Here is a 21866-nt window from a genome sequence, read left to right as displayed (position 1 = left end):
GAGGGGCTACTTCAGGCCGCCGGAGCCGAGGCCGGAGCGCCAGAAGCGCTGCAGGCTCAGGAAGGCGATGAGCAGCGGGATGATCGAGACGAACGACCCGATGAGCACGAGGGTGCGCAGGTCCGGGTACTGGTTCACGCTCGAGTTCCACGTGTAGAGGCCGAGGGTGACGGGGAACAGCGACGAGTCGCGGAGCATCACGAGCGGCAGGAAGAAGTTGTTCCACACGGCGACGAACTGGAACAGGAAGATCGTCACGAGCGCGGGCGACATGAGCCGGACCGCGACGGTGAAGAACGTCCGGACCTCGCCGGAGCCGTCGATGCGGGCGGCTTCGATGATCTCGTCCGGCACGCTCGACGCCGCGAACAACCGCGACAGGTAGACGCCGAACGGGCTGACGATGCTCGGCAGGAACACCGACCAGAACGTGTCGGTCAGGTCGACCTGGCTGAAGATGAGGAACAGCGGCAGGGCCAGGGCGGTCGCCGGCACGAGCACGCCGCCGAGGAACACGTTGAACAGGACCTCGCGGCCGCGGAACCGGTACTTGGCCAGGGCGTACCCGCACATCGCGGAGAGCACGGTGCCGAGCAGGCCGGCGACCCCGGCGTAGGCGATGCTGTTCAGCAGCCAGCGCAGGTAGATGCCGTCCTGCCGCGTGAACAGCTCGACGAGGTTGCCGAAGAAGTCCTGCACCGAAGTGGCGCTGAACCACAGCGAGAACGTCGAGTTGAAGTTCGCGGCGGTCTTGGTGGACGAGACCAGCAGCCAGAAGATCGGCAGCAGGAAGTAGAGGGTGAAGACCCCCATCACGATCATCGCGGCGCTGCGCGAGATGACGCTCTCACGGGGACCGCGCGCTCCGCGCTGGTGCGGACGGGAGGCCCGGTTCGGCTCGAGCGGTCGGCCGACGTCGCGGACGAGGTCGCCTTGGGACGGGGCGTTGACGGTCATTCGGCGGCCTTCCGCTGGGTCAGTCGGAGGAACCCGATCGACAGGACGAACGTGGCGACGGCGAGGACGACCGAGAACGCCGCGGCGAGGTTGAAGTTCGGCACCGACGACGTCGAGTAGACGAGCATGTTCGGCGTGAACGTCGACGAGATGGTCGAGGTGAACTGGCGGAACACGGTCGGCTCGGTCAGCAGCTGCAGCGTGCCGATGACGGAGAACACCGCGGTGAGGACGATGGCCGGCACCACGAGCGGGATCTTGATCGACAGGGCGATCCGGAGCTGGGACGCGCCGTCGAGCTTCGCCGCCTCGTACACCTCGGCGGGGATCGCGAGGAGCGACGAGTAGATGATGAGCATGTTGTAGCCGACGTAGACCCAGGTCACGACGTTGGCGACGGCCCACAGCACGGTGCTGCCACCGAGCAGGTCCACCCGCGAGGTCACCGCGGAGAACGGCGACAGATCGGGTGCGTAGAGGTAGCCCCACATGATCGCGGCGATGACGCCGGGCACCGCGTACGGCGCGAAGAACGCCAGGCGGAAGAACCGCTTGCCGCGCAGCAGCGGGGAGTCGAGCAGCAGGGCGAACAGGAGCGCGAGCCCGAGCATCACCGGCACCTGCACGACGCCGAACAGCAGCACGCGGAGCACGGAGCTCCAGAACTCGCCGTCCTGGAACACCAGGGCGTACTGGCTCAGGCCGCCGAAGACCTGCGTCGGGGCGCCGAACGTGCCCTGCCGCTCGATCTTCTGCAGCGACTCCCACACGGCGTAGAGGATGGGGACCAGGTAGAACGCCGTGAACAGGACGGCGAACGGCAGGACGAAGATCGCGATGGCGCGGCGGTAGCGGAACCCGCCGCCCCGGCGTCGTCGGGTCGCGCTGGGCGACTGTGCGGTGGTGGTCATGAGCGGTTCCTGTCGGTGCGGATGATCTGGGTCCCGCCGGGGGCGATGGCGGTGGTCCCGGTGACGGGGCGGTCGGCGACGAGCTCGTGGCCGGCCTCGTGGTGCTCGACGGGGCGGTCGGAGTGGTTCAGCAGGAAGACCCACTCGTGGGTGTCGTCCCGGCGACGCACGACCTCGAGTCCGGGGCGGACTGCGGGGTCGGCGCGCACCCCGGCCTCGTCGAGGACGCGGTGGACGAAGCCGCCCAGCGCCCCGGCGTCGAGCACCGTGGACGTGTACCAGGCGGTCCCGGCGCCGTGCTCGTTGCGGGTCACCGCGGGGCGCCCGGCGAGCGAGCCCTCGGCGTAGTCGACGATGCTCGTCGCACCGCGCAGCTCGACCGGCTCCGACCAGACGCTGCCGGTCGTGCCGTCGGACAGCGCGATCGTGGCGTCGGCGGCGAGCGGGAGGAACTCGTCCACCCGCACGCCGAGCAGGTCACGGAAGGCGCCGGGGTAGCCGCCGGTGCGGACCCGGTCGCGCTCGTCGACGATGCCGCTGAAGCAGCTGACGATCGCGTGCCCGCCGCCGGCGACGTGGTCGGCGATGACGGCCGCGTGCTCGTCGCGCACCAGGTACAGCTCGGGGACGACGACGAGCGCGTACCCGTCGAGCGGTGCCCCGGGGGCGACGACGTCGACGGTCACGCCGAGGTCCCAGAGCGCGGCGTGGAAGGCGTGGACCTGCTCCAGGTAGCGGAGCGCGGTGCTGGGGTGGGCCTCCAGGTCGGCCGCCCACTGGTTCTCCCAGCTGAAGACGAGCGCGACGTCGGCGACCACGCGGGAGCCGCGCAGCTCGCCGAGCCGCTCGACCAGGGCGCCGAGCGCGACCACGTCGTGCCACGTCCCCGACTCGGTGCCGGCGTGCGGCAGCAGCGCGGAGTGGAACTTCTCGCTGCCCTGCACGGACGCGCGCCACTGGAAGAAGCAGACCCCGTCGGCGCCGCGGGCGATGTGCGCCGCGGTGTTCCGGAGCATCTCCCCCGGGGCCTTCGCGACGTTGTGCGGCTGCCAGTTGACGGCACCCGTCGAGTGCTCCATCAGCAGCCAGGGGGCACCGCCGGCCAGGCCACGGGTGGTGTCGGCGGCGAAGGCGAGCTCGACGTGCGGCCGGGGCAGGCGGTGGTCCAGGTAGTGGTCGTTCGCGATGACGTCCATGTCGCCGGCCCACGACCAGTAGTCGAGTGCCGTGATGTGCGCGGCGACCATGAAGTTCGTCGTGACGGGCTTGTCGCTCAGCTCGCGCAGGACGGCGGCCTCGGCACGGTGATGGCCGAGGAGCTCGTCGGACGAGAACCGGTCGAAGTCGATGGTCTGCGCCGGGTTCGTGAACGACAGCGTCGCGCGGGGCGGCAGCACCTGCTCCCACGCCGAGTAGCGCTGGCTCCAGAACGAGGTGCCCCAGGCGGCGTTGAGCGCGTCGACCGTGCCGTACCGGGCCTGCAACCAACCGCGGAACGCCTGGGCGGAGACGTCGCAGTAGCAGTGCGCGTTGTGGCAGCCGAGCTCGTTCGACACGTGCCAGAGCCGCACGGCGGGATGGTCGCCGTAGCGCTCGGCGGTGGCGCGGACCAGGGCGAGGGCGTGCTCGCGGTAGATCGGGGAACTCGGGCAGAACGCCTGGCGGCCACCGGGCCAGCGGGTGGTGCCGTCGGCGACGACGGGCAGGACCTCGGGGTACCGGGTGGTGAGCCACGGTGGGGTCGACGCGGTGCCGGTGCCGAGGTCGACCCCGATGCCCGCGCCGTGCAGCAGCTCGATGACGGTGTCGAGCGCGGCGAAGTCGTACTCGCCCTGGCGGGGTTCGACGTGCGACCAGCCGAAGACGTTGATCGCGACGAGGTTCACGCCGGCCTCGCGCATGAGCCGGACGTCCTCGACCCACACCTCGGGGTCCCACTGCTCGGGGTTGTAGTCGCACCCGAACGCGAGGCCCGTCGAGCCGAGGCCGAGCGCGCCGGTGGCGGTCGTCGGCAGGGTGGTGGTCGTCACGGGGATCCTCGCTGATCGGGGCGACCCCGGCCGCCTCGGTCGCGTGCGACCCCTTCGACGGCGAAGGCCACCCAGTGTTCTGGGAGCGCTCCCAGTCCACACCGGCCGATCGGGACCGGATGTTTCTGGGAGCGCTCCCAGATCAAACACCAGCGGCTGCACCCTGTCAACTGCGAGGCGTTCCGAGGGCTCCTCAGCGGCGGATATGGTTGCCCCATGTCCGAGGTCCGATCCGCTCGTCAGCGCGCCACGATCCAGGACGTCGCCGACGAAGCGGGGATGTCCCGCGGCACCGTCTCACGGGTGCTCAACGACGAGCCGTACGTGTCACCGAAGGCGCGCGAGGCCGTGCAGGACGCCGTCCGACGTGTCGGCTACGTGCGCAGTGCCGCCGCCCGCAGCCTGGTCACCCGGCGGTCCGGGGCGATCGCGCTCATCGTCCACGAACCCTCGGTCGTGGTGCTCGACGACCCCAACATCGGCAACATCCTGATCGGCACGAACGCCGTGCTGTCCGACGCCGACCAGCAGCTCGTCACGATCATGGTCGACTCCGCCCGCGACAGCGAGCGCGTGGTCGAGTACCTGCGCGGCGGGTTCGTCGACGGCGCCATCGTGCTGTCCGCCCGCGACGGCGACCCGATCACCGGCGCGATCGAGGAGATCGGCATGCCCGCGTGCTTCGTCGGGCACCCGTCCGACGCCGCGAACATCTCGTACATCGGCATCGACAACCGCGCCGCCGCCGAGCAGATCACCCGGCGCCTGGTCGACACCGGTCGACGCCGGATCGGGATGCTCGCGTCCGGGCTCGACCGCGACTCCGGCCAGGACCGTCTGGCGGGGTTCACCGCGGCACTCGGCGAGCGCTTCGACCCCGATCTCGTCGCCCGGAACCCCCTGTTCAGCTACACCGCCGGCGCCGAGGGCATGCGCGAACTGCTCGAGCGAGCCCCGGACATCGACGGGGTGTTCGCCGCGTCGGACGCGGTCGCCGCCGGTGCGATGGACGTCCTGCAGCGCAGCGGCCGGAGCGTGCCGGGTGACGTCGGTGTGGTCGGGTTCGACGACAGTGCCTGGGCCCTGCGGTGCGACCCGCAGCTGTCGACGGTGCGGCAGCCGGCGCGCCTGCTCGGCGAGCAGGCGGCGCACCAGGTGCTCGAGCAGATCGGCGGCACCGACGACGGTCCACGCGGTCTGCTGTTGCCGACGGAGGTCGTCTGGCGCGGGTCCGCGTAGCCGGCCGCGGACGGACGGGAGGCCCGTGGCGGCGTCGCCACGGGCCTCCCGTCCGTCCATGGGTGCGTCCCGCACCCGGGCGGGTCAGCCCTGCGGCGGCGAGTAGAGCTGCAGGTCGTTGCCCTCGCTGTCCTTGAAGGGGATGATCTTGCCCCACGGGTGCTCGCTGATCTCGCCCTGGATGTCCGCGCCGCGCTCCTTGAGCGCGGCGACCTCGTCCTCGATGCTGCCGTCCGGCTGGAACGACACGACGGCGCCGCCGTCGCTCGCCTGGCTGGCGGACTCGCGCCCGTTCAGGCCGATCATCAGGCCACCGGCATCGATCTCGCTCCAGTCGTCGGACTGGTCCTTGACGGTGAGACCGAGCGTGTCGCGGTAGAACGCGACGGCGCGTTCCATGTCGCTGACCGGGACCCAGACTGCTGCGACTCCACTTGCCATGGTGTTTCCTCTCGTCGTGGTGTGCCGTGGACGGTAGGCAGCGCTCGTGCACGCCGGTACAGGGTCCGTGTCCCCCGAACCCGCGCAGTCGGCACGCTGCAAACCGACCGGGGATCCGCTCCGAATGTCATGTGTGCCGCACACTGCGGCGCGTACAGAAAAGAGGGCTGATCATGACCAGCAGCGCAGCAACCGCACGCACCGCCTCCGGTTCGACGTGGACCCAGCGGGGCGCGTTCGTCTTCGGTGTCGTCTTCCTGATCGTCGGCATCGCCGGGTTCATCCCCGGACTCACCATGGACATGGGCTCGATGTCCATGGCCGGCCACGGCTCCATGGCCCTGCTCCTGGGCCTGTTCCAGGTGTCCGTCCTGCACAACATCGTGCACCTGCTCTTCGGCATCGTCGGGCTGCTCGCCGCCCGCCGTGCAGCCTCCGCACGCCTGTACCTGGTCGCCGGCGGCATCGTCTACGCGGTGCTCTTCGTCTACGGGCTCTTCACCGCGGGCATGGCCGGTGGCGCGAACTTCGTGCCGCTGAACAGCGCGGACAACGTGCTGCACGCCTTCCTGGCCGTCGCGATGATCGTGCTCGGCTTCGTCCTGCCGCGGATCGGGACGCGCACCGCGCGCTGAACCGCACCACATGACGGACGGGAGGCCCGTGGCGACACCGCCACGGGCCTCCCGTCCGTCATCAGGGGCGTCCGTCGTCCGCGTCGACGACGCCCGGGGTCGGGGTCGTGCCCGTGAAGGCGTCGCGCATCGTGCCGACACCGCGCTGCGGGTGGGCGCGGTCCAGGTACTTGGCCCGCGACTCCTTGCGCGGTTCCGGATCGGTGCGCATCGCGTGGTTCCGGTCCTGCTGCAGCGCGCTGTCCACCTCACCCTCGCGGTTGAACGACCACATGAGCATCGGGTCGCCGACCGGCAGGTCGTGTGCGGGCTGCGAACCCATCGGGGTGCTGTGCCAGGTGTGCCAGGTCTTGCCGTACGAGTTCACCAGGTGCCCCATCAGCTCGGTCTCCACCGCGATCGGCAGGCCCGGAGCGACGAGTTCACCGGAGAACACCTCGTGGTTGTGCGGGTGCCACGACGCCTGCTCGTCCTCGGGCAGGGAGTCGAAGAGCCGCTCGGACACGATGTACTCGATGCCGATCAGGTTCGCGTCGGCGGTGTTGCCGTCGAAGAGCACGCACTGCAGCATCTCGGCGTTCACCACCTTGCAGAAGTGGTGCGCCTCCATCTGCACGTCGGGCTCGCCCTTCACGCAGTGGAACCCGACCACGTAGACGTCGAAGCCCCGCAGCGGCGCCGAGGTCTGCAACACGGCGGCGCCGCGGTCGAGCAGGGCGAGCTCGAAGCCGCCGGGCTCTCCGGGCGGGGTGACACCGGTCTTCCGGTCGTGCACGGTGGGGTTCAGGGGCATGGGGGCGTCCTTCCGTCCGTTCGAGGGTGGGCGCCATGCAACCCGGAACACCCTCCCTGTCGTCGGAGGCCAGGTAACGACTTCGCATCGAAGTTTGATGTTCTACATATTCCGCCGGTTCTCCGCCAGGCTCACCGTTCATGAAGACCTCCGTCAAGAGCGCCCTCGTAGCTGCCGCCACCATCTCCCTGCTGCTCGCCAGCGGCACCGCAGCCGAAGCGAAGCAACCGCGCGAACCTCGAGCTGCGTGGGGGTACTACAACGAAGTGGTCAACAAGTCGAAGAAGTCCCACCACACCGGTTCGCAAATCCTCGCATCCTGCGGGTCCCGCACGTCCTCGATGAACTGCGGCCTCACGAAGGGCCGGGCAGCAACACGAACGATCGGTCTGGAGTTCGGTGCGACGAGGAAGTGGGCCGCGGGCAAGCTCAAGTTCAGCGCTTCCCGCACACAGAGCGTCTCGGTGACCTGCAGCAGGCAGCGTGTCCCCAAGGGACGGATGCTCGTCGCCTACCCGGTCGGCAACCGCTACAAGTACAAGATCGAGAAGCACATGACCGGCGTTGGGAAGGACTACGTCACAGGTCGTTCCGGCTGGTTGTACGCCTTCAACCCGGGCAGTGCAGGCGTGACGTGCGACATCATCCGGTACCGCTGAACATGTCCGCCCTGCGCCTGAGTATCAGCGCGGTCAGCATTGCCGTCGGCGCCTTGCTGCTGGCGGGATGTTCCACAGCAGGTCACCCGGCCCGTGTGGACGTCACGGTCGGGATGACGGTCACCGAAGCCGGTGCCCTCGTCCCGGACGGTGACGCGTTCGTCTGGTACGACCTGTCTCCACAGGTGCTCCATCGCCCAGCGACACTGTCTCAGGCCGACGGAGCGGACGGCGTCATCGTCGCCGTCTGCGATGGGAGTGGCCACGGGGACGTCGCGGTCGGGGTTGTTCCGGAGACCGACTTCGACGGCGCAGTGAGCACCGCTGCCCGCAAGGAGGAGTACCGGCGCTTCCTCCCCGAGTGCGCGCAAGCCCAAGGACACCCGCGTTCCGCACCGTGACCGTGGCTGAACCCGACCGGCGTACTGTCCGCTGCATGCCCGCACTCATCGACACGTTCACCCTGTCCAACGGTCTGCACATCCCGAAGATCGGCTTCGGCACCTGGCAGATCCCGTCCGGCTCCGACGCGTACGACGCCACGAAGACCGCGCTCGACCTCGGCTACCGCCACATCGACACCGCCCTGGCGTACGGCAACGAGGCGAGCGTCGGCGAGGCCGTCCGCGACAGCGGTATCCCCCGCGACGAACTCTTCATCACCACGAAGCTTCCGGCCGAGATCAAGACGGCCTCGGGCGCCCGCGACGCCTTCGAGGAGTCGAGCCGCAACCTCGACCTCGGACACGTCGACCTGTACCTGATCCACGCGCCGTGGCCCTGGAGCGACATGGGCTCCGACCACCGCGACGGGAACGTCGAGGTGTGGAAGGTCTTCGAGGAGCTCTACGACGCCGGCCGCACCAAGAGCATCGGTGTCTCGAACTTCGCCGTCGCCGACCTCGAGGACCTGCTCGGCCGCACGGACGTCGTCCCGCACGCCAACCAGATCCGCTGGTTCATCGGCAACACCCAGGACGAGACGACCGCCTTCGACCGCGAGCACGACATCCTGACCGAGGGCTACTCCCCGCTCGCCACCGGAGGCCTGCTCGAGAACGAGCAGATCGCCGAGATCGCGGCGAAGTACGACAAGACCGTCGCCCAGGTCGCGATCCGCTACCTGCTCGAGAAGGACGTCCTGCCCCTGCCGAAGTCCACGACCCCGTCGCGCATCGCCGAGAACGCCGACGTCGACTTCGTGCTCGCCGCCGAGGACGTGGCCGCGCTCGACGCGCTCGAGGACACTGCGAGCTGACGCGGCCCCACCCCGGACTGGAGGCGCGGTGCCAGCTGGCACGGCGCCTCCGGTCGGTACACGGCCGAGTCACGGGCGAGGCTCCGCCACCGTGCGGACGCACCGTGATTTCGCTACGAAGTTCCGGCCCTCGTGCTCAAGGTTGTCGTCGGGGCGCGTCCGCGACCGTCACGGCCATGCCGGTGTCGAGAAGGATGTTGGCGCGGGTTCCTTGGCCTTCGTCGCCCGGGGTGGCGTGGAGCGTTTGGTACCCCTTCACCGGGCATTTTTGCGGGACAGGTATACGGGAATACCCCTGGTCAGACGGCAGTAGGCAACGGAAGGTGTCGAAGGTGACAGCTGTCGTGTAGCGGTGATCCACCGGCTACCGGGACTCCATGGTTCGATCAGTCGTGCGCTCGCAAGTGCGCGAAGTTCGAGGATGGGAACGCGTCGGATGGCCAAGTTCTTCAACTCGCCTCATCCAGTCGCAGAGATGGGGCTCGGGGCGGTTTTCGTCATCATGGGCGTCGTCGTCGGACCGGTGGTTGCCGCTCCGGAAGATCGCGTGAATCAAGGGCCTCTGAACATGATTCCGACGCCGGTGCTGGTCGGTGTGCTCGTCGTGTGTGGGGTCGTCGTGTTCGCGCAAGGGCTCGGCACTTGGATCAAGCGGAAGCGCGAGAGGACCGAGGCAAGATCACAAGAACCTGAGAACTGATTGCCTTTTCGGGCCTGAGTAGACGCACAGGTCTACCGTCTTGAAAGAGGGCCGAGGGAGTCCGAGATCGGGGGATCAGACCATGCAGGAGACGTACGGTCAGCAGTTCGCGGCGATCTACGATGACGTGTTCCCGCCCGATCCGGACCTCGTCGGCTTGCTGACGCAGTCCCAGCCGACCACGGCACTCGAGCTCGGGGTGGGGACCGGTCGTATCGCTGTTCCGCTTGCTCATGCCGGAGTTGCGGTCACCGGGGTGGACCTGTCGCCGGAGATGCTCGAACGGTGCCGCCGAGGTGCGCAGGACGCCGTCGTCGACGTCGAGCTCATCCAGGGGTCATGACGGATGTGCGTCTCGAGCGGCGTTTCGATCTGGTCTTCAGCGTGTGTGCGTCGCTCTCGATGCTGTTGAGCCGCGACGAACAGCGGGCCACCTTCGCGACCGCGCGTGAACACCTCGCAGACGATGGTCGGCTGGTGGTTGAGACGCACAATCCCGAGGTGGTGCTGGGACTACACGAAGGCCGCCGCCGAGCGAGCTGGTTCGTTCCCTATCCGGGCAGAGGACGGGGCCTGCAGACCTACTCGATGCTCGACGAGGAGGCCGGGCTGTGGCAGGTGAGCCATCTGTGGCACGACTGTGGACGGACGATCATCGGGACCGAGACGAGTCTCCTGACTCCGGTTGACGTCCTGACTGACATGGCAGCCGAGGTCGGTCTCGATGTCCGTTCGGTGACCGGAGACCGGGCCGGTGGTCCGGTCACCGCGGAGTCGCCCACCTACACAATCGAGTTCGAGGTGGCGCGGTGATGCGCATCGTCGATCGCGTCGTGCGCGGCGTACTGGATCGCGCAACCGACCGCACCGCTGTGGTCGAGGCGACCGAACGCGCCTCAGCGCTCGTGGTGCTGCTCGGCAGCCTGGAACACCTCGCGAACGCGGAGAACCGACGATGGGGCGGCTTGAACGACTGGGCTGTCTTGCGAGGGTCGGCGCTGGTCCGGAACGAACCACTCAAGCGCGTGCTCGATCAGGTGTACCGGCCACGAGTAGTGACCGCGATGCATGTGATGCGAGTGGCTGCTGCGCTGGTCCACCTCTCGCCGATCAAGGACAACCGCGTCCGCGCTGCCGCGTCCGCTGTGACGGTGGTCACCGGTTACGCACTCGGCCCGTTGCACCACAACGGTGGCGACGGCAGCGACCAAGCCGCATTCTTCACGCAGGCACTCTCTGGCGTGGCCCGGAGCTCGGGACGGGTCGCCACCGTCGACACGGCGCTGTGGGCGATCGCGAGCCAAGCGACGCTGTCGTACCTCGTGTCCGGATGGGTGAAGTTGCTCGGAGCGCCCTGGCGGAACGGGTCCGCGCTCCTGGGAGTCATGCGGACGAGGACGTACGGCTCGGAAGTCCAGGCGATCGCGCGGCAGGTCATCGACGCTCGGCGGAGCCGGCGTCCGAGAGCCCAGCAAGAGCTGGTCGAGACAGCGGCGGGGTCGAAGCTGGCCGTCCGGTACCGTCCGGCGGCGGCGGCGAGGGCAGGTGCACCACTGGTGGTGTTCGAGAACTCGCTCGTCGCCGTCCAGGAGTACTGGGAACCACTCATCGCGGAACTCGGCGATGACATCGCGACACTCACCTACGACCGGCCCGGGACGGGGGCGAGCACGAGTCCCACCGCGCCCCTGAGCAGCTATGCGGACGACCTGCGTGAACTCGTGCACCGATACGCCGGAGACGGGCCAATCTGGTTCATCGGACACTCCTTCGGCGGGTACCTCCTCCGGCAGCACGTCACCTCCCTCGGACGCGAAGTCGCCGGAGTCGTGTTGCTCGACCCGACCACGGGATTCATCGACCAGCCCGACCACGATGTCTTGTCGGCGGTCCGGTCGCTCACCGAGGGGTTCCCGCTGATGGAGTGGTCGCTGCGGACGGGCTGGGGCTGGTTGCTCGATGCGTCCACGTGGGCGATACCAGCCCGAGGTGCGCCCACTAAGGACCTCAGCGCCGTGTACCGGAACGCCCGACTGTGGCGCACCGGCCGCGCGGAGTGGCAGGCGGCGGAGGTGGATCTCCTCGACGACCGACCCGGTCCCCGATTCCCGAAAGCGACGCAGGTCCTGGTCGTGACTGCCAGCACGAGTGACGAACTCCAGCCAGCGGTGAGCGCAGCCCATCAGCGAGTAGCGCGCGAGCACGCCGGGCAGCGAGCCATCGTCCGTTCGACCCACGACGGGTTGCTCATCCACTCCGGCCCGGTCCGACGCGTCGGCGAACTGGTTCGCGACATGATCGGAACGAAGCAGTGATGGGCCGGCGGAACAGCAGAGGCCACCTGCCGCTGGCCGCAGGACTTGCACTGTGGTTGATCGCCACGGTCATCGGGCAACACCCCAACCGTCGATTCGACCGGGTTCGCCAGGTGGACACAGCTGCCCTGCTGATCCCCAACTGGAGGTTCTTCGCACCGGTACCGGCGTCCATGGACTTCGAGCTGCTGCACCGATTCCGAGTGGACGGCGAGGTGAGCGAGTGGGGCCGGACGAAGGAGACCGCCGCGCGCCGCCTCGCGCACATGGCCTGGTTCCCCGGCCGCCGGATCGACAAGGGCCTCTTCGACGTCATCGGCCGCTTCCTGGTCGCCGCTGAGCAACAGCCAGACGGCTACGAAGCCGGAGCAGATTACCGGGCGCTGCTCGCCTTCGTGCGCCGAACCGTGGCTGCCGAGACGAGTGGTCGCGCAGACGCCGTGCAGTTCGCGATCGTGCGCACCGGTGGCCACGACGACGACGTACCCGTCGAGGAGCTCTTCGCCTCTCGTCGGGAACCCATGACCGACGGGCACGAGCCCCGTCGAGCCGCGGCTCCGCCGACGGCGTCCGCTCGATCGAAGGAGGAGACCTGATGAACGTCAACTCGCGCGCCACGCTCTGGTTCGCAGCCCCCATCGTGCTCATCGCACTCGTCGTGGCGATACTCCTGTTCGACCTGCCGGGCCTGGTGTGGCTCTCGGTACCGGTCGTCCTCGCCATCGCCGCCGCAGTCTTCGTCGTCTCAGTCCGACGAGAGTGACCCCGGTCCGCAGGACCGGCGGCCGGACCACCGTGGTCCGGCCATCAACGCAATGCAACGGAAGGACACCAGCATGACGACCATCGCCGACATCGCCTTCGACAGCGACCGCGGGCAGCGGTTCGCGCCGGAGCAGCCCCTCGCAGCGACCCCGCTCGCAGCACTCGCTGCGACCTCCGTGTTCACCGGGGCTGTCGCCGCGTACGCGGTCGAAGAGACCGTGGGCAACTGAACCCCCGACCCACGAGAAAGGACCAGCACCATGCAGCAGATCCCACAGCTCAACGACATCCCGTTCGACACCGATGACGCAACCGCATTCCGCGGGCTCCGCCCCGTGGCGGCCACCCCGGCCGCCGTGGCGTGGGCAGCAGCTGTGGTCGCGGCCGGCGGCGTGGGTGCCGCCATCGGCGACGCGGTGGACTGAGCAACGTACTCGGGAACCACACGAGAGGCGCGGTGCCAGCTGGTACCGCGCCTTCCGTGTGCATTAACAGAGGACGGCCCCAGCGCGAGGGCCACCTTCTTCCAATAGAACAGGCAAGAGCCCCGCCGCAACACCTGTGCCCGGACTTCTCTGCGTCTCGACAGCCGATCGTCAAGAAGACGGCGGGGAACAAGGGCACCTCCGTCTTCACGCAGGGCTCGGGTAGAAACAAGATTCGGGTGATCGTTGACAACAAGACCGGCAACGTCATCACTGTCACGAAGGGCTAGACCATGCGCATCACCTACGACCAGACCGTGGAGGCGGCGTACAGCTCCGTCGACGAGATCGCAGACGGAGCTGGTGCACGGCAGCTGCACTCCGTGGCTACTCCCGGCGAGCTCGGGGAGGTGACGCTCGACTTCGACGAGAACGGGCTGCTCCTCGGGATCGAGGTTCTGGGTGCCACCAAGGTGCTGCCGAAGGAAGTCCTCGCGGCCGCTCAGGCCTGACGCGATCCGAAGGGGCCGCGACAACCTCCTGTCGTGGCCCCTTCGGTGTTTCAACTGAGCGTGTGAGCCCCGACGGGCGTGCTGCTGAACGACCGGCTGTCTCTCATGGTGGATGGTTGAGGAGCTTCGTCTCAACCCAGGCCCGCGCAGGAGCTGGTGAGACCCTGCGCGACAGTAGCCCCGCAGCCGCGACAACAGCGGCAGTACGTCGCGCCTCCAGGTCGGTGTCCGGAACCGGTCGATCGTTCGCCGGGTGCGGGGCCGCGAGCATCGGATGCTGTCCCGCGTCAGGGACTCGCCACCCCATGACACGTTCGCCCGCTCAGCGCTCTGCGGTGTCGTACTCGATGAGTCCGTCGTCTTCCAGCCGCTGCAACCGGTCCGCGAACTGGTCGGCGGCCGCATCCCCTCGGATCGCTACTCCTGTGATCGAGCCCCACGTCTCGACGGCGCCGCCGAATTCGTGGATGACCTGGTGAGCGATGCGGAAGGCGCTTGCATCACGAGGGCTGATCCTGAAAACCCACGACTGTCCCCGTTCGACACGACCTCCGTACTCAAGCTGTCCGGTCGAAGTGTCCTCGACCGTGTCGATGATGTCTCCGAGATGGACGTCCTTCGCGAACAAGGGGACGCAGCTGACGACGTTGCGGCCGTCGTCGAGGACGATGATCGTCAGGTCTTCGTAGCGGATCGGGTCCCACGACGGATCAAGCTCCACACGGACGACCTTCTCGACTCCGAGCACTGGGTTGTCGTGCGTGACGACGGTGTCATCCGGCATTCCTACGGTTCCTTTCGCAAGCGCGGCGCGCTTCATCCGATCTTCCGCAGCCCGAGCGCAGCCTTCTTCCGCACCCACGGGCGGTCGTCGGTCAACTTCTCCTCGAAGGCCTCGCGCGCTTGCGGGTTCGGCCGCTTGCTCAGCGCGAACACCGCATGCCCGCTGATGTCGTGGTCGTCCATGAGCTGCAGGAGGACATCGACCGCTTCGGGCCGCTTCGACTTCCCGAGCGCGAGGGCCACCATCTGCCGTGCGTGTCCGTACTGCGGATCGAGCGCGAGCGCTGCCACGTCGTCGAAGTACGTGTCCACGTACGCGGTCTCGATCGAGTTCCCCACCGCCCAGCGCGTGCCCGCTTCGTCAGTGAAGTTCCGGAACGCCTCGACCAGCGCGGGCATAGCTGCGCCCTTTGCCGACGGGTTCGTCAGCGTACGAGCGACTGCCCGCTGCATCATCGGCGTCCGCGCCTTCCCTAGCCACTCGATCAGCGTCGGTACCGCGTCCTTGTACCGGATACCCGACTGGGCGAAGGCGGACAGGTTCGAGAAGTCGTACCCCAGCGCTCGGAGGTCGGCCAGGATCGCCGACTGCTCGGCGGCTTCTTCGGGAGTGAACGGCATCAGGTCCTCCGGAGCGCAGGGCGGCGAGTTCGGTTCAGGAACGGCTGTGCCGCCTCATGCATGCGAGAACTCGATGCGGAAGCGGAAGTCCTCGAAGTCGACGTCGCCCAGTCCGTTGCTGCACCGAACGACCATCGCGTCGACCTCCTGCTCGACGATCATGCCGAAGTTCCCCGTCCATGCATCCTCCGAGCCGTACGGGGAGCGCCAGACGTTCCACACCCGCATCCGCTCGAGGCGTGACGGGTCGTCGACCGCGAACTCGATGACCGGCGGTGCCGTATCCGTCCAGAGCCGGAAGCCGCGCCCGCTCAGATGGTTGATCGTCACCGTCGACCCCTTGGCGTCGAGCGCCATTCCTTGGTCTCGATCACCACGGGCCGCCTCGAACACAATCCTTCCCCGTGCGATCCCGGGCGGAAGGTCGAGGATCGCCCAGACCGTCGTGCCCCGCAGATCGATCGACGCTGCTCCGGCTTGCCGGAAGCGCTCCTCCATGAAGATCGACACGAAGAGCAGTCTCCTGCAACGAGCGGGGTCAGAGCCAGCCGGTCTCGTAGGACAGAAAGTCCGGACGCTGCAGAGCTTCCAGTGCTTCTCGAACAGCAGCGAGTCTCTGGGTGCCCTCGACCGCGAACGCGACCAGACGCCCGCGCGTTTCCACGAGCGCGTCATATCGCTGCAACAGCTCCAGGAGTGCTGCGGCTGCGTCATCACGCTCAACGAATGCTCGGAGAACCCAGAATGCGCTTCGTTCGAGAACTGCAGTCGGCGTGGGACCGACTCCGTCACGCTCCTCGAGACGCACTCTGTCACCGAGCGACCAGCCGTACGTGAAGAACGGGATGCAGCAGAGCTGGTGGGTGCCGTCACCGAGGTCCCGGAAGAGGAGCTGCTCGAACTGCAGAGGACTCATCGGATCTTCAGCGATCGTCGCGTCCGCGACGAAGTCGACTCGGCCAGCCCACACCGGGTTCGGGTGCAACGCCCATCGAGCTGGATCGGGTGCAGTCAAGCGACCTTCTCCAGCGAGACGCCACGAACAGACGGGCGCTGACCCTCGTCGTGGATGGATGACCGCTTCACGCGGCCTGACCGTATCACCCGATCTTCCGCAGCCCGAGCGCAGCCTTCTTCCGCACCCACGGGCGGTCGTCGGTCAACTTCTCCTCGAAGGCCTCGCGCGCTTGCGGGTTCGGCCGCTTGCTCAGCGCGAACACCGCATGCCCGCTGATGTCGTGGTCGTCCATGAGCTGCAGGAGGACATCGACCGCTTCGGGCCGCTTCGACTTCCCCAGCGCGAGGGCCACCATCTGGCGAGCGCCTCCGTACTGCGGATCGAGCGCGAGCGCTGCCACGTCATCGAAGTACGTGTCCACGTACGCTGATTCGATCGAGGCCCCCACCGCCCAGCGCGTATCCGCTTCGTCGGTGAAGTTCCGGAACGCCTCGACCAGCGCGGGCATAGCTGCGCCCTTTGCCGACGGGTTCGTCAGCGTGTGAGCGACTGCCCGCTGCATCATCGGCGTCCGCGCCTTCCGCAGCCACTCGATCAGCAGGGGGATCGCGTCCTCGTAACGAATCCCGGCCTGGGCGAAGGCGGACAGGTTCGAGAAGTCGTACCCCAGCGCTCGGAGGTCGGCCAGGATCGCCGACTGCTCGGCGGCTTCTTCGGGAGTGAACGGCATCAGGTCCTCGGGAGCGTGATGGCGTCGAGCGCCATTCCTTGGTCTCGATCACCGCAGGTCGATCGACGCCGCTTCGGCTTGCTGGAAGCGCTCCTCGACGAGAATCGACGCGAAGAGCAGTCTCCCGCAACGAGCGGGGTCAGAACGACCCGATCTTCCGCAGCCCGAGCGCGGCCTTCTTCCGCACCCAGGGGCGGTCGTCGGTCAACTTCTCTTCCAACGCCTCGCGCGCTCGCGGGTTCGGCCGCTTGCTCAGTGCGAAGACCGCATGCCCGCTGATGTCGTGGTCGTCCATGAGCTGCAGGAGGACATCGACCGTTTCCGGCCGCTTCGACTTCCCCAGCGCGAGGGCCACCATCTGCCGTGCTCCTCCGTACTGCGGATCGAGCGCGAGCGCTGCCACGTCGTCGAAGTACGTGTCCACGTACGCGGTCTCGATCGAGTTCCCCACCGCCCAGCGCGTGCCCGCTTCGTCAGTGAAGTTCCGGAACGCTTCGATCAGCGCCGGCATCGCGGTCCCCTTCGCGGATGGATTGCTCAACGCCCGAGCGAGGTCCTGTTGCATCGCTGGCGTCGTCGCTTTCCGCAGCCATTCGATCAGCAGGGGAACCGCGTCCTTGTACCGGACACCGGCCTGGGCGAAGACGGACAGGTTCGAGAAGTCGTACCCCAGCGCGCGGAGGTCCGCCAGGATCGCCGACTGCTCGGCGGCTTCTTCTGCAGTGAACGGCATCAGGTCCTCCGGAGCGTGTGGCGGCGAGTTCGCTTGACGACCGTCATCGGATCGACAGATTGACCGCGACGACACCGAGCACGAAGGTCAGGACGATGACCACGAGGCCGATCGCCGGCGTCAGCACCCGTCGCCGTACCGTGGGGGCACCGGACGCCCCGATGACCCACGTCGTGATCGCGACGATGAACGCGGCCAGCGGCACGAGGATCTGTGCGGTCTCCCCGACGGCGTACGAACACCGCATCGTCTCGTCGGAGCCACACGGGGTGTACTGCAGCTGCGCGGCGAGCATCCCCGGCAGGGAGCCGATCGCCACGAAGACTTCGAGGAACACGAGGAAACAGAACGCGAGTCCGAGCAGCCACCAACCGCGTGGACGGCGTTGGACCTCGTCGTGCATGGATGACCCCTTCATGTGAGCCCGACCGTACCGCAGGGGTGACACGGAGCACGGACTCGTAGGGTCGAGTCGTACCGACCGCACACCCGGGTGGGTCCGTGCCCCACAGCGGACCTGACGACGGGAACAGATCGTCCCTGTTGCCGGTTGCACCACACGGTGTCGCAGCCAGTGACACGAGAGCCCAGGAGGCCACCATGACCACCACCGAGACCGCCATCCTCGCCGGCGGATGCTTCTGGGGAGCGCAGCAGCTCCTCCGTCGTCGTCCCGGCATCGTCAGCACCCGCGTCGGCTACTCCGGCGGCGACGTGCCGAACGCGACGTACCGCAACCACGGCGACCACGCCGAGTCGGTCGAGATCGTCTTCGACCCGTCCCAGATCTCGTACCGGGACCTGCTGGAGTTCTTCTTCCAGATCCACGACCCGTCGACGAAGGACCGCCAGGGCAACGACATCGGTCGCAGCTACCGTTCGGCCATCTTCACCACCTCGGACGAGCAGAAGCAGGTCGCGCTCGACACCATCGCGGACGTCGACGCGTCGGGCATCTGGCCCGGCAAGGTCGTCACCGAGGTCACCGCGGCCGGCCCGTTCTGGGAGGCCGAGGACGAGCACCAGGACTACCTCGAGAAGAACCCGCACGGCTACACCTGCCACTTCGTGCGTCCGGGCTGGAAGCTCCCGCACCGCGATGAGGCGACCGCGGCCGTCTGACCTGACGACCGCCGCGGATCAGCGTGATCCGCCGAGCAGTTCCAACCAGTCCCCGGGAAGGCGATCCGCCGGCCCGGGGACTGCCTGCGTCACGGGGTGGCTGGTGGGGGCTGCGAGCTCGAGCCCCTCGGAGCGGGTGTCGTCGCGGTAGTCCCACGCCCAGGTCTCGCCGGGCTCGTAGCTCTGGATGACCGCGTGCCCGGTCTCCTCCCAGTGCCGCGTCGCGTGGGTGTTGAGGGAGTCGTCGCAGCAGCCGACGTGGCCGCACGCCGCGCAGCGGCGCAGGTGCACCCACCACGAGCCGGTCGCGTCGCACTCGACGCACCCGTCTCCGCTCGGTGCGATCTCGGGGTGGATCATCTCGGCCTGGTCCGTCATGGCCCCATCATGCCTGTGAAGGGCCACATGCGGTCGGGAGGCACGGGGCGGGCCCGCACCGCGCCTCCAGGCCGTCATCGGGTCGCGTCCAGGGCGAGGCGTGGGGCGGTCGTGCGGGTGGCCGGGCCAGGATGGCCCTGGGGCCGACAGCCGATCGGCTCGCAGAGGGAGGACACCGTGGACACAGCGCCGTACTCGCAGCCGTTGCGGGAGTACATCGAACAGCTGCGAACCGAGGGGTACAGCGTCGCGGACGGTCAGACGGCCGACCCGGAGCTGATCGACCCGCACGGCAACCCGGTGCTCACCTGGCAGGACGACTACCCCTACTCGGAGCGCCTGCCGCGGGACGAGTACGAGTACCAGAAGTACCTGCTGCAGATCGAGCTACTGAAGTGCCAGTACTGGCTCGAGGACACCGGCCAGAAGGTCGTCGTGCTCTTCGAGGGTCGTGACGCCGCGGGCAAGGGCGGCACGATCAAGCGGTTCACGGAGCACCTCAACCCCCGGACCTCGCGGGTCGTCGCGCTGAGCAAGCCGACCGAGCGCGAGCGTGGTGAGTGGTACTTCCAGCGGTACGTGCAGCACCTGCCGGCCGCGGGTGAGATGGTCCTGTTCGACCGCTCCTGGTACAACCGTGCCGGCGTCGAACGGGTGATGGGCTTCTGCAGCGACGACGAGTACGAGTCGTTCATGACCCAGGTGCCGCAGTTCGAGCGGATGCTCGTCGACTCCGGCATCCACCTGACGAAGTTCTGGTTCTCGGTGACCCGGCGCGAGCAGCGGACCCGGTTCGCGATGCGCCAGCTCGACCCGGTGCGGCGGTGGAAGCTGTCCGACATCGACCTGCTCTCGCTCGACCGGTGGGAGGACTACACCGAGGCGAAGACGGCGATGTTCACCCGGACGAGCAAGCGCTACGCGCCGTGGACGATCGTGCGGTCGAACGACAAGAAGCGCGCGCGGCTCAACGCCATGCGGTACTTCCTGACGCAGTTCGACTACCCGGACAAGGCCGCCGACGTCATCGGCAAGCCGGACCCGCTCATCGTCCGCCGCGGCAAGCGGGACGTGGACGTCGAGTGATCCCCCACCGGTGATCCCCCGCCGCTGATCCGCCCGCCGACTCGGAACGTTTACACGCCGAGGCCTGCCGTCACGCACTCGAAACAGACGGGCAACGGCGACGACACAGGGCCGCAAGACACTTGTCGCACTACCTGTCACCCGACAGGTACTCCGCGAAAGGTCTGCAGTCATGCGTTCTCCGCAAGCACCGCTCCACGCACCGCGCGCCACGTCCGACGTCGACACCCAGGGGCTCGCCCGCCTCGGCTACGAGCAGGAACTCCACCGCGGAGTCGGCTCGTTCTCCTCCTTCGCGGCGGGCTTCTCCTTCGTCTCGATCCTCACCACGGTCTTCCAGCTGTTCGGACTCGGCTTCGGGCTCGGCGGTGCTGCGTTCTTCTGGGCGTGGCCGCTCGTCTTCGGCGGCCAGCTGCTCGTCGCGCTGAACTTCGCGCAGCTCGCGGCCCGCTGGCCCATCTCCGGCGCGATCTTCCAGTGGTCGAGTCGCCTGGCCGGAGCCCGGTTCGGGTGGTTCACCGGCTGGACGATGATCATCGGCCAGATCCTCACCGTCGCGGTGGCGGCCATCGCCGTGCAGGCCGTGCTCCCCGCGATCTGGGACGGGTTCCAGGTCGTCGGCGGTCCGGGCGCGGACCCGTCCGTCGCGTCGCCGACCGGTGCCGCGAACGCGGTGGTCCTCGGGCTGGTGATGCTCGCCGTGACGACGATCGTGAACATCACGAGCGTCCGGCTGATGGCCCGCGTGACGAGCTTCGGCGTGCTCATCGAGATCATCGGCGTGGTCGTGCTCATCGGCGCCCTGTTCCTGCTGCCGCACCGCAGCGCGTCCGTGGTGTTCACAACCGCCGGGTCGACGAGCACCGAGCCGTACGTGTGGGCGTTCCTGGCCTCCTCGCTGATGGCCGCGTACGTGATGGTCGGCTTCGACTCGGCTGGTGAGCTCGCGGAGGAGACCCACAACCCGCGTCGGACCACCCCGAAGACGATCGTCCGGGCGCTCACGGTCTCCGGCCTCGGTGGTGGGCTGCTCATCATCGGCGCCCTCGTCGCTGCCCCGAGCCTGACCGACGGCAAGCTCGCCACGCAGGGCCTCGCCTGGGTGATCACCTCGACCCTCGGCGACGTCTTCGGTCGCCTCCTGCTCTGCACCGTCGCCGTCGCCGTCTTCGCCTGCACCCTCGCCGTGCAGACCGCCGGAGCCCGGATGGTCTACTCGATGGCCCGCGAGAAGGCGCTGCCCTTCCACCGCACCCTCGCACGGGTCTCGCCCCGCACCGGCACCCCGATCGCCGCGTCGATCGTCGTCGGGGTCGGCGCCGGGCTGGCCCTCGCCGTCAACATCGGGCAGTCCGCGATCTTCACCGCCCTGTCGAGCCTGTGCATCGCGATGCTCTACCTGGCCTACCTCGGGGTCACCGGCCCGCTGCTGGTCCAGCGGATCAAGCTCCGTCGCACGGGGCTGCCGACCGGGGTGGACGAGGACGGCAAGCCGCTGTTCACCCTCGGTCGCTGGGGCATCCCGCTGAACGCCCTGGCCGTGGCGTTCCAGATCGGCATGGCGATCAACCTCATCTGGCCCCGGCCGGAGATCTACGACCTGACCGGCACCTCGTGGTGGCTGCAGTACAGCGCCCTGCTGTTCATCGGCGGCGTGCTGCTCGTCGGCTGGGCGTGGTCGAGCTGGCGGCACCGCACGCACGGGCCGATCACCCTGGCCGAGGTGCCCACCACCGCGGCGGTGCCCGTCCCCGCAGCCGCGACTGCGGCGAGCCCGACCGCCGCCTCCGTCGAAGCCTGATCCGGAAGGAACCC

General features: G+C 68.3%; 30 protein-coding genes. 17 read left to right on the top strand and 13 right to left on the bottom strand.

Annotation, left to right across the window (positions count from 1 at the left end):
- Positions 1-6 precede the first annotated feature (6 nt).
- Genes DEJ29_RS01400 through DEJ29_RS01390 form a run of 3 tightly spaced genes read right to left on the bottom strand, consistent with a single transcriptional unit; the run spans position 7 to position 3898 of the window.
- Positions 7-957 carry a carbohydrate ABC transporter permease gene (locus DEJ29_RS01400; protein WP_228516621.1) on the bottom strand — a complete coding sequence of 317 codons (951 nt, stop codon included), beginning with the start codon at positions 955-957 and terminating at the stop codon, positions 7-9.
- On the bottom strand, positions 954-1868 hold the full coding sequence (locus DEJ29_RS01395) for a carbohydrate ABC transporter permease (protein WP_027467229.1): 915 nt from the start codon (positions 1866-1868) through the stop codon (positions 954-956). The genes DEJ29_RS01400 and DEJ29_RS01395 overlap by 4 nt, the downstream gene beginning before the upstream one ends.
- A complete protein-coding gene (locus tag DEJ29_RS01390; RefSeq protein ID WP_111094398.1) occupies positions 1865-3898 on the bottom strand; it encodes a beta-galactosidase in 2034 nt (677 codons plus the stop codon). Before DEJ29_RS01390 ends, DEJ29_RS01395 begins: the two co-directional genes overlap by 4 nt.
- A 216-nt stretch (positions 3899-4114) precedes the next feature.
- Here DEJ29_RS01390 and DEJ29_RS01385 point away from each other — a divergent pair, with 216 nt between their 5' ends.
- On the top strand, positions 4115-5137 hold the full coding sequence (locus DEJ29_RS01385) for a LacI family DNA-binding transcriptional regulator (protein WP_071245173.1): 1023 nt from the start codon (positions 4115-4117) through the stop codon (positions 5135-5137).
- Positions 5138-5221: 84 nt separating this feature from the next.
- Here the strand turns inward: DEJ29_RS01385 and DEJ29_RS01380 are convergent, their stop codons facing one another.
- Positions 5222-5578, bottom strand: a complete 357-nt coding sequence (locus DEJ29_RS01380; protein WP_027467232.1) for a VOC family protein — start codon at positions 5576-5578, stop codon at positions 5222-5224.
- 173 nt (positions 5579-5751) lie between these two features.
- On the opposite strand from DEJ29_RS01380, the gene DEJ29_RS01375 reads away from it, so the two are divergent.
- Entirely contained in the window at positions 5752-6213 is a 462-nt protein-coding gene (locus DEJ29_RS01375; RefSeq protein WP_111088312.1) for a DUF4383 domain-containing protein, read from the top strand.
- A gap of 61 nt (positions 6214-6274) precedes the next feature.
- On the opposite strand, the gene DEJ29_RS01370 is transcribed toward DEJ29_RS01375, so the two are convergent.
- Positions 6275-7006, bottom strand: a complete 732-nt coding sequence (locus DEJ29_RS01370; protein WP_111094399.1) for an OBAP family protein — start codon at positions 7004-7006, stop codon at positions 6275-6277.
- Positions 7007-7146: 140 nt separating this feature from the next.
- Here DEJ29_RS01370 and DEJ29_RS01365 point away from each other — a divergent pair, with 140 nt between their 5' ends.
- The 12 genes from DEJ29_RS01365 (at position 7147) to DEJ29_RS01310 (ending at position 13640) form a co-directional block, all read left to right on the top strand.
- Positions 7147-7665, top strand: a complete 519-nt coding sequence (locus DEJ29_RS01365; RefSeq protein ID WP_111094400.1) for a hypothetical protein — start codon at positions 7147-7149, stop codon at positions 7663-7665.
- Positions 7666-7667: 2 nt separating this feature from the next.
- Complete coding sequence (locus tag DEJ29_RS01360; RefSeq protein WP_111094401.1) at positions 7668-8066, top strand: hypothetical protein; 399 nt, start codon at positions 7668-7670, stop codon at positions 8064-8066.
- A 35-nt stretch (positions 8067-8101) separates the two neighbouring features.
- The gene (locus DEJ29_RS01355) at positions 8102-8923 is read left to right on the top strand and encodes an aldo/keto reductase (protein WP_111047553.1); all 822 of its coding nucleotides are present in this window, start codon (positions 8102-8104) and stop codon (positions 8921-8923) included.
- 436 nt (positions 8924-9359) lie between these two features.
- Entirely contained in the window at positions 9360-9623 is a 264-nt protein-coding gene (locus DEJ29_RS01350) for a hypothetical protein (RefSeq protein WP_111094402.1), read from the top strand.
- An 82-nt stretch (positions 9624-9705) separates the two neighbouring features.
- Positions 9706-9966 (top strand): class I SAM-dependent methyltransferase, encoded by a 261-nt coding sequence (locus DEJ29_RS01345; protein WP_111094403.1) that lies wholly within the window; start codon positions 9706-9708, stop codon positions 9964-9966.
- Positions 9963-10436: a class I SAM-dependent methyltransferase gene (locus DEJ29_RS01340; RefSeq protein WP_111094404.1), complete on the top strand. Its 474-nt coding sequence runs from the start codon at positions 9963-9965 to the stop codon at positions 10434-10436. The genes DEJ29_RS01345 and DEJ29_RS01340 overlap by 4 nt, the downstream gene beginning before the upstream one ends.
- Positions 10436-11938 carry an alpha/beta fold hydrolase gene (locus tag DEJ29_RS01335; protein ID WP_111094405.1) on the top strand — a complete coding sequence of 501 codons (1503 nt, stop codon included), beginning with the start codon at positions 10436-10438 and terminating at the stop codon, positions 11936-11938. Before DEJ29_RS01340 ends, DEJ29_RS01335 begins: the two co-directional genes overlap by 1 nt.
- Before the next feature lie 173 nt (positions 11939-12111).
- Positions 12112-12534 (top strand): hypothetical protein, encoded by a 423-nt coding sequence (locus tag DEJ29_RS01330; protein WP_110863537.1) that lies wholly within the window; start codon positions 12112-12114, stop codon positions 12532-12534.
- A complete protein-coding gene (locus DEJ29_RS01325) occupies positions 12534-12701 on the top strand; it encodes a DUF4175 domain-containing protein (RefSeq protein ID WP_146248290.1) in 168 nt (55 codons plus the stop codon). The genes DEJ29_RS01330 and DEJ29_RS01325 overlap by 1 nt, the downstream gene beginning before the upstream one ends.
- A 73-nt stretch (positions 12702-12774) precedes the next feature.
- Positions 12775-12933, top strand: coding sequence for a hypothetical protein (locus DEJ29_RS01320; protein WP_181422589.1), 159 nt, complete (start codon positions 12775-12777; stop codon positions 12931-12933).
- Positions 12934-12963: 30 nt separating this feature from the next.
- Positions 12964-13128 carry a hypothetical protein gene (locus DEJ29_RS01315; RefSeq protein WP_181422590.1) on the top strand — a complete coding sequence of 55 codons (165 nt, stop codon included), beginning with the start codon at positions 12964-12966 and terminating at the stop codon, positions 13126-13128.
- A gap of 293 nt (positions 13129-13421) precedes the next feature.
- On the top strand, positions 13422-13640 hold the full coding sequence (locus tag DEJ29_RS01310; RefSeq protein WP_111094406.1) for a DUF2283 domain-containing protein: 219 nt from the start codon (positions 13422-13424) through the stop codon (positions 13638-13640).
- Between the two features lie 322 nt (positions 13641-13962).
- On the opposite strand, the gene DEJ29_RS01305 is transcribed toward DEJ29_RS01310, so the two are convergent.
- From DEJ29_RS01305 to DEJ29_RS01275, 7 genes are all read right to left on the bottom strand, one after another.
- The gene (locus tag DEJ29_RS01305; RefSeq protein ID WP_181422591.1) at positions 13963-14424 is read right to left on the bottom strand and encodes a DUF4265 domain-containing protein; all 462 of its coding nucleotides are present in this window, start codon (positions 14422-14424) and stop codon (positions 13963-13965) included.
- Between the two features lie 32 nt (positions 14425-14456).
- On the bottom strand, positions 14457-15044 hold the full coding sequence (locus tag DEJ29_RS01300) for a HEAT repeat domain-containing protein (RefSeq protein ID WP_111094407.1): 588 nt from the start codon (positions 15042-15044) through the stop codon (positions 14457-14459).
- 54 nt (positions 15045-15098) lie between these two features.
- On the bottom strand, positions 15099-15554 hold the full coding sequence (locus DEJ29_RS01295) for a hypothetical protein (RefSeq protein ID WP_146248291.1): 456 nt from the start codon (positions 15552-15554) through the stop codon (positions 15099-15101).
- Positions 15555-15582: 28 nt separating this feature from the next.
- Complete coding sequence (locus DEJ29_RS01290) at positions 15583-16059, bottom strand: DUF4265 domain-containing protein (protein WP_146248292.1); 477 nt, start codon at positions 16057-16059, stop codon at positions 15583-15585.
- An 85-nt stretch (positions 16060-16144) separates the two neighbouring features.
- Positions 16145-16732, bottom strand: coding sequence for a HEAT repeat domain-containing protein (locus DEJ29_RS01285; protein ID WP_111094410.1), 588 nt, complete (start codon positions 16730-16732; stop codon positions 16145-16147).
- 139 nt (positions 16733-16871) lie between these two features.
- Positions 16872-17465, bottom strand: coding sequence for a HEAT repeat domain-containing protein (locus tag DEJ29_RS01280; protein WP_111094411.1), 594 nt, complete (start codon positions 17463-17465; stop codon positions 16872-16874).
- Between the two features lie 43 nt (positions 17466-17508).
- Positions 17509-17868 carry a hypothetical protein gene (locus DEJ29_RS01275; RefSeq protein ID WP_111094412.1) on the bottom strand — a complete coding sequence of 120 codons (360 nt, stop codon included), beginning with the start codon at positions 17866-17868 and terminating at the stop codon, positions 17509-17511.
- A gap of 197 nt (positions 17869-18065) precedes the next feature.
- On the opposite strand from DEJ29_RS01275, the gene msrA reads away from it, so the two are divergent.
- Complete coding sequence (msrA, locus tag DEJ29_RS01270) at positions 18066-18587, top strand: peptide-methionine (S)-S-oxide reductase MsrA (protein WP_110858541.1); 522 nt, start codon at positions 18066-18068, stop codon at positions 18585-18587.
- 18 nt (positions 18588-18605) lie between these two features.
- Here msrA and DEJ29_RS01265 read toward each other — a convergent pair whose 3' ends face one another.
- Positions 18606-18965 carry a UBP-type zinc finger domain-containing protein gene (locus DEJ29_RS01265; protein ID WP_071404761.1) on the bottom strand — a complete coding sequence of 120 codons (360 nt, stop codon included), beginning with the start codon at positions 18963-18965 and terminating at the stop codon, positions 18606-18608.
- 177 nt (positions 18966-19142) lie between these two features.
- On the opposite strand from DEJ29_RS01265, the gene ppk2 reads away from it, so the two are divergent.
- Together ppk2 and DEJ29_RS01255 are read left to right on the top strand one after the other, a co-directional pair.
- A complete protein-coding gene (gene ppk2 / locus DEJ29_RS01260) occupies positions 19143-20051 on the top strand; it encodes a polyphosphate kinase 2 (protein WP_027467245.1) in 909 nt (302 codons plus the stop codon).
- A 172-nt stretch (positions 20052-20223) separates the two neighbouring features.
- The gene (locus DEJ29_RS01255) at positions 20224-21852 is read left to right on the top strand and encodes an APC family permease (RefSeq protein WP_110863544.1); all 1629 of its coding nucleotides are present in this window, start codon (positions 20224-20226) and stop codon (positions 21850-21852) included.
- The last annotated feature ends 14 nt before the right edge of the window (positions 21853-21866 follow it).

The organism is Curtobacterium sp. MCPF17_021 (assembly GCF_003234605.2).
Lineage (GTDB): Bacteria > Actinomycetota > Actinomycetes > Actinomycetales > Microbacteriaceae > Curtobacterium > Curtobacterium flaccumfaciens.
Note: the sequence above shows the minus strand (reverse complement) of the source record. Positions and strands in the feature narration are given on the sequence as shown.

Coding starts and splice junctions, on each gene's coding strand:
- DEJ29_RS01400 (WP_228516621.1), bottom strand. CDS start 957: ATGACCGTCAACGCCCCGTCCCAAGGCGACCTCGTCCGCGACGTCGGC.
- DEJ29_RS01395 (WP_027467229.1), bottom strand. CDS start 1,868: ATGACCACCACCGCACAGTCGCCCAGCGCGACCCGACGACGCCGGGGC.
- DEJ29_RS01385 (WP_071245173.1), top strand. CDS start 4,115: ATGTCCGAGGTCCGATCCGCTCGTCAGCGCGCCACGATCCAGGACGTC.
- DEJ29_RS01380 (WP_027467232.1), bottom strand. CDS start 5,578: ATGGCAAGTGGAGTCGCAGCAGTCTGGGTCCCGGTCAGCGACATGGAA.
- DEJ29_RS01375 (WP_111088312.1), top strand. CDS start 5,752: ATGACCAGCAGCGCAGCAACCGCACGCACCGCCTCCGGTTCGACGTGG.
- DEJ29_RS01370 (WP_111094399.1), bottom strand. CDS start 7,006: ATGCCCCTGAACCCCACCGTGCACGACCGGAAGACCGGTGTCACCCCG.
- DEJ29_RS01365 (WP_111094400.1), top strand. CDS start 7,147: ATGAAGACCTCCGTCAAGAGCGCCCTCGTAGCTGCCGCCACCATCTCC.
- DEJ29_RS01360 (WP_111094401.1), top strand. CDS start 7,668: ATGTCCGCCCTGCGCCTGAGTATCAGCGCGGTCAGCATTGCCGTCGGC.
- DEJ29_RS01355 (WP_111047553.1), top strand. CDS start 8,102: ATGCCCGCACTCATCGACACGTTCACCCTGTCCAACGGTCTGCACATC.
- DEJ29_RS01350 (WP_111094402.1), top strand. CDS start 9,360: ATGGCCAAGTTCTTCAACTCGCCTCATCCAGTCGCAGAGATGGGGCTC.
- DEJ29_RS01345 (WP_111094403.1), top strand. CDS start 9,706: ATGCAGGAGACGTACGGTCAGCAGTTCGCGGCGATCTACGATGACGTG.
- DEJ29_RS01340 (WP_111094404.1), top strand. CDS start 9,963: ATGACGGATGTGCGTCTCGAGCGGCGTTTCGATCTGGTCTTCAGCGTG.
- DEJ29_RS01335 (WP_111094405.1), top strand. CDS start 10,436: ATGCGCATCGTCGATCGCGTCGTGCGCGGCGTACTGGATCGCGCAACC.
- DEJ29_RS01330 (WP_110863537.1), top strand. CDS start 12,112: ATGGACTTCGAGCTGCTGCACCGATTCCGAGTGGACGGCGAGGTGAGC.
- DEJ29_RS01325 (WP_146248290.1), top strand. CDS start 12,534: ATGAACGTCAACTCGCGCGCCACGCTCTGGTTCGCAGCCCCCATCGTG.
- DEJ29_RS01320 (WP_181422589.1), top strand. CDS start 12,775: ATGACGACCATCGCCGACATCGCCTTCGACAGCGACCGCGGGCAGCGG.
- DEJ29_RS01315 (WP_181422590.1), top strand. CDS start 12,964: ATGCAGCAGATCCCACAGCTCAACGACATCCCGTTCGACACCGATGAC.
- DEJ29_RS01310 (WP_111094406.1), top strand. CDS start 13,422: ATGCGCATCACCTACGACCAGACCGTGGAGGCGGCGTACAGCTCCGTC.
- DEJ29_RS01305 (WP_181422591.1), bottom strand. CDS start 14,424: ATGCCGGATGACACCGTCGTCACGCACGACAACCCAGTGCTCGGAGTC.
- DEJ29_RS01300 (WP_111094407.1), bottom strand. CDS start 15,044: ATGCCGTTCACTCCCGAAGAAGCCGCCGAGCAGTCGGCGATCCTGGCC.
- DEJ29_RS01285 (WP_111094410.1), bottom strand. CDS start 16,732: ATGCCGTTCACTCCCGAAGAAGCCGCCGAGCAGTCGGCGATCCTGGCC.
- DEJ29_RS01280 (WP_111094411.1), bottom strand. CDS start 17,465: ATGCCGTTCACTGCAGAAGAAGCCGCCGAGCAGTCGGCGATCCTGGCG.
- DEJ29_RS01275 (WP_111094412.1), bottom strand. CDS start 17,868: ATGCACGACGAGGTCCAACGCCGTCCACGCGGTTGGTGGCTGCTCGGA.
- msrA (WP_110858541.1), top strand. CDS start 18,066: ATGACCACCACCGAGACCGCCATCCTCGCCGGCGGATGCTTCTGGGGA.
- DEJ29_RS01265 (WP_071404761.1), bottom strand. CDS start 18,965: ATGACGGACCAGGCCGAGATGATCCACCCCGAGATCGCACCGAGCGGA.
- DEJ29_RS01255 (WP_110863544.1), top strand. CDS start 20,224: ATGCGTTCTCCGCAAGCACCGCTCCACGCACCGCGCGCCACGTCCGAC.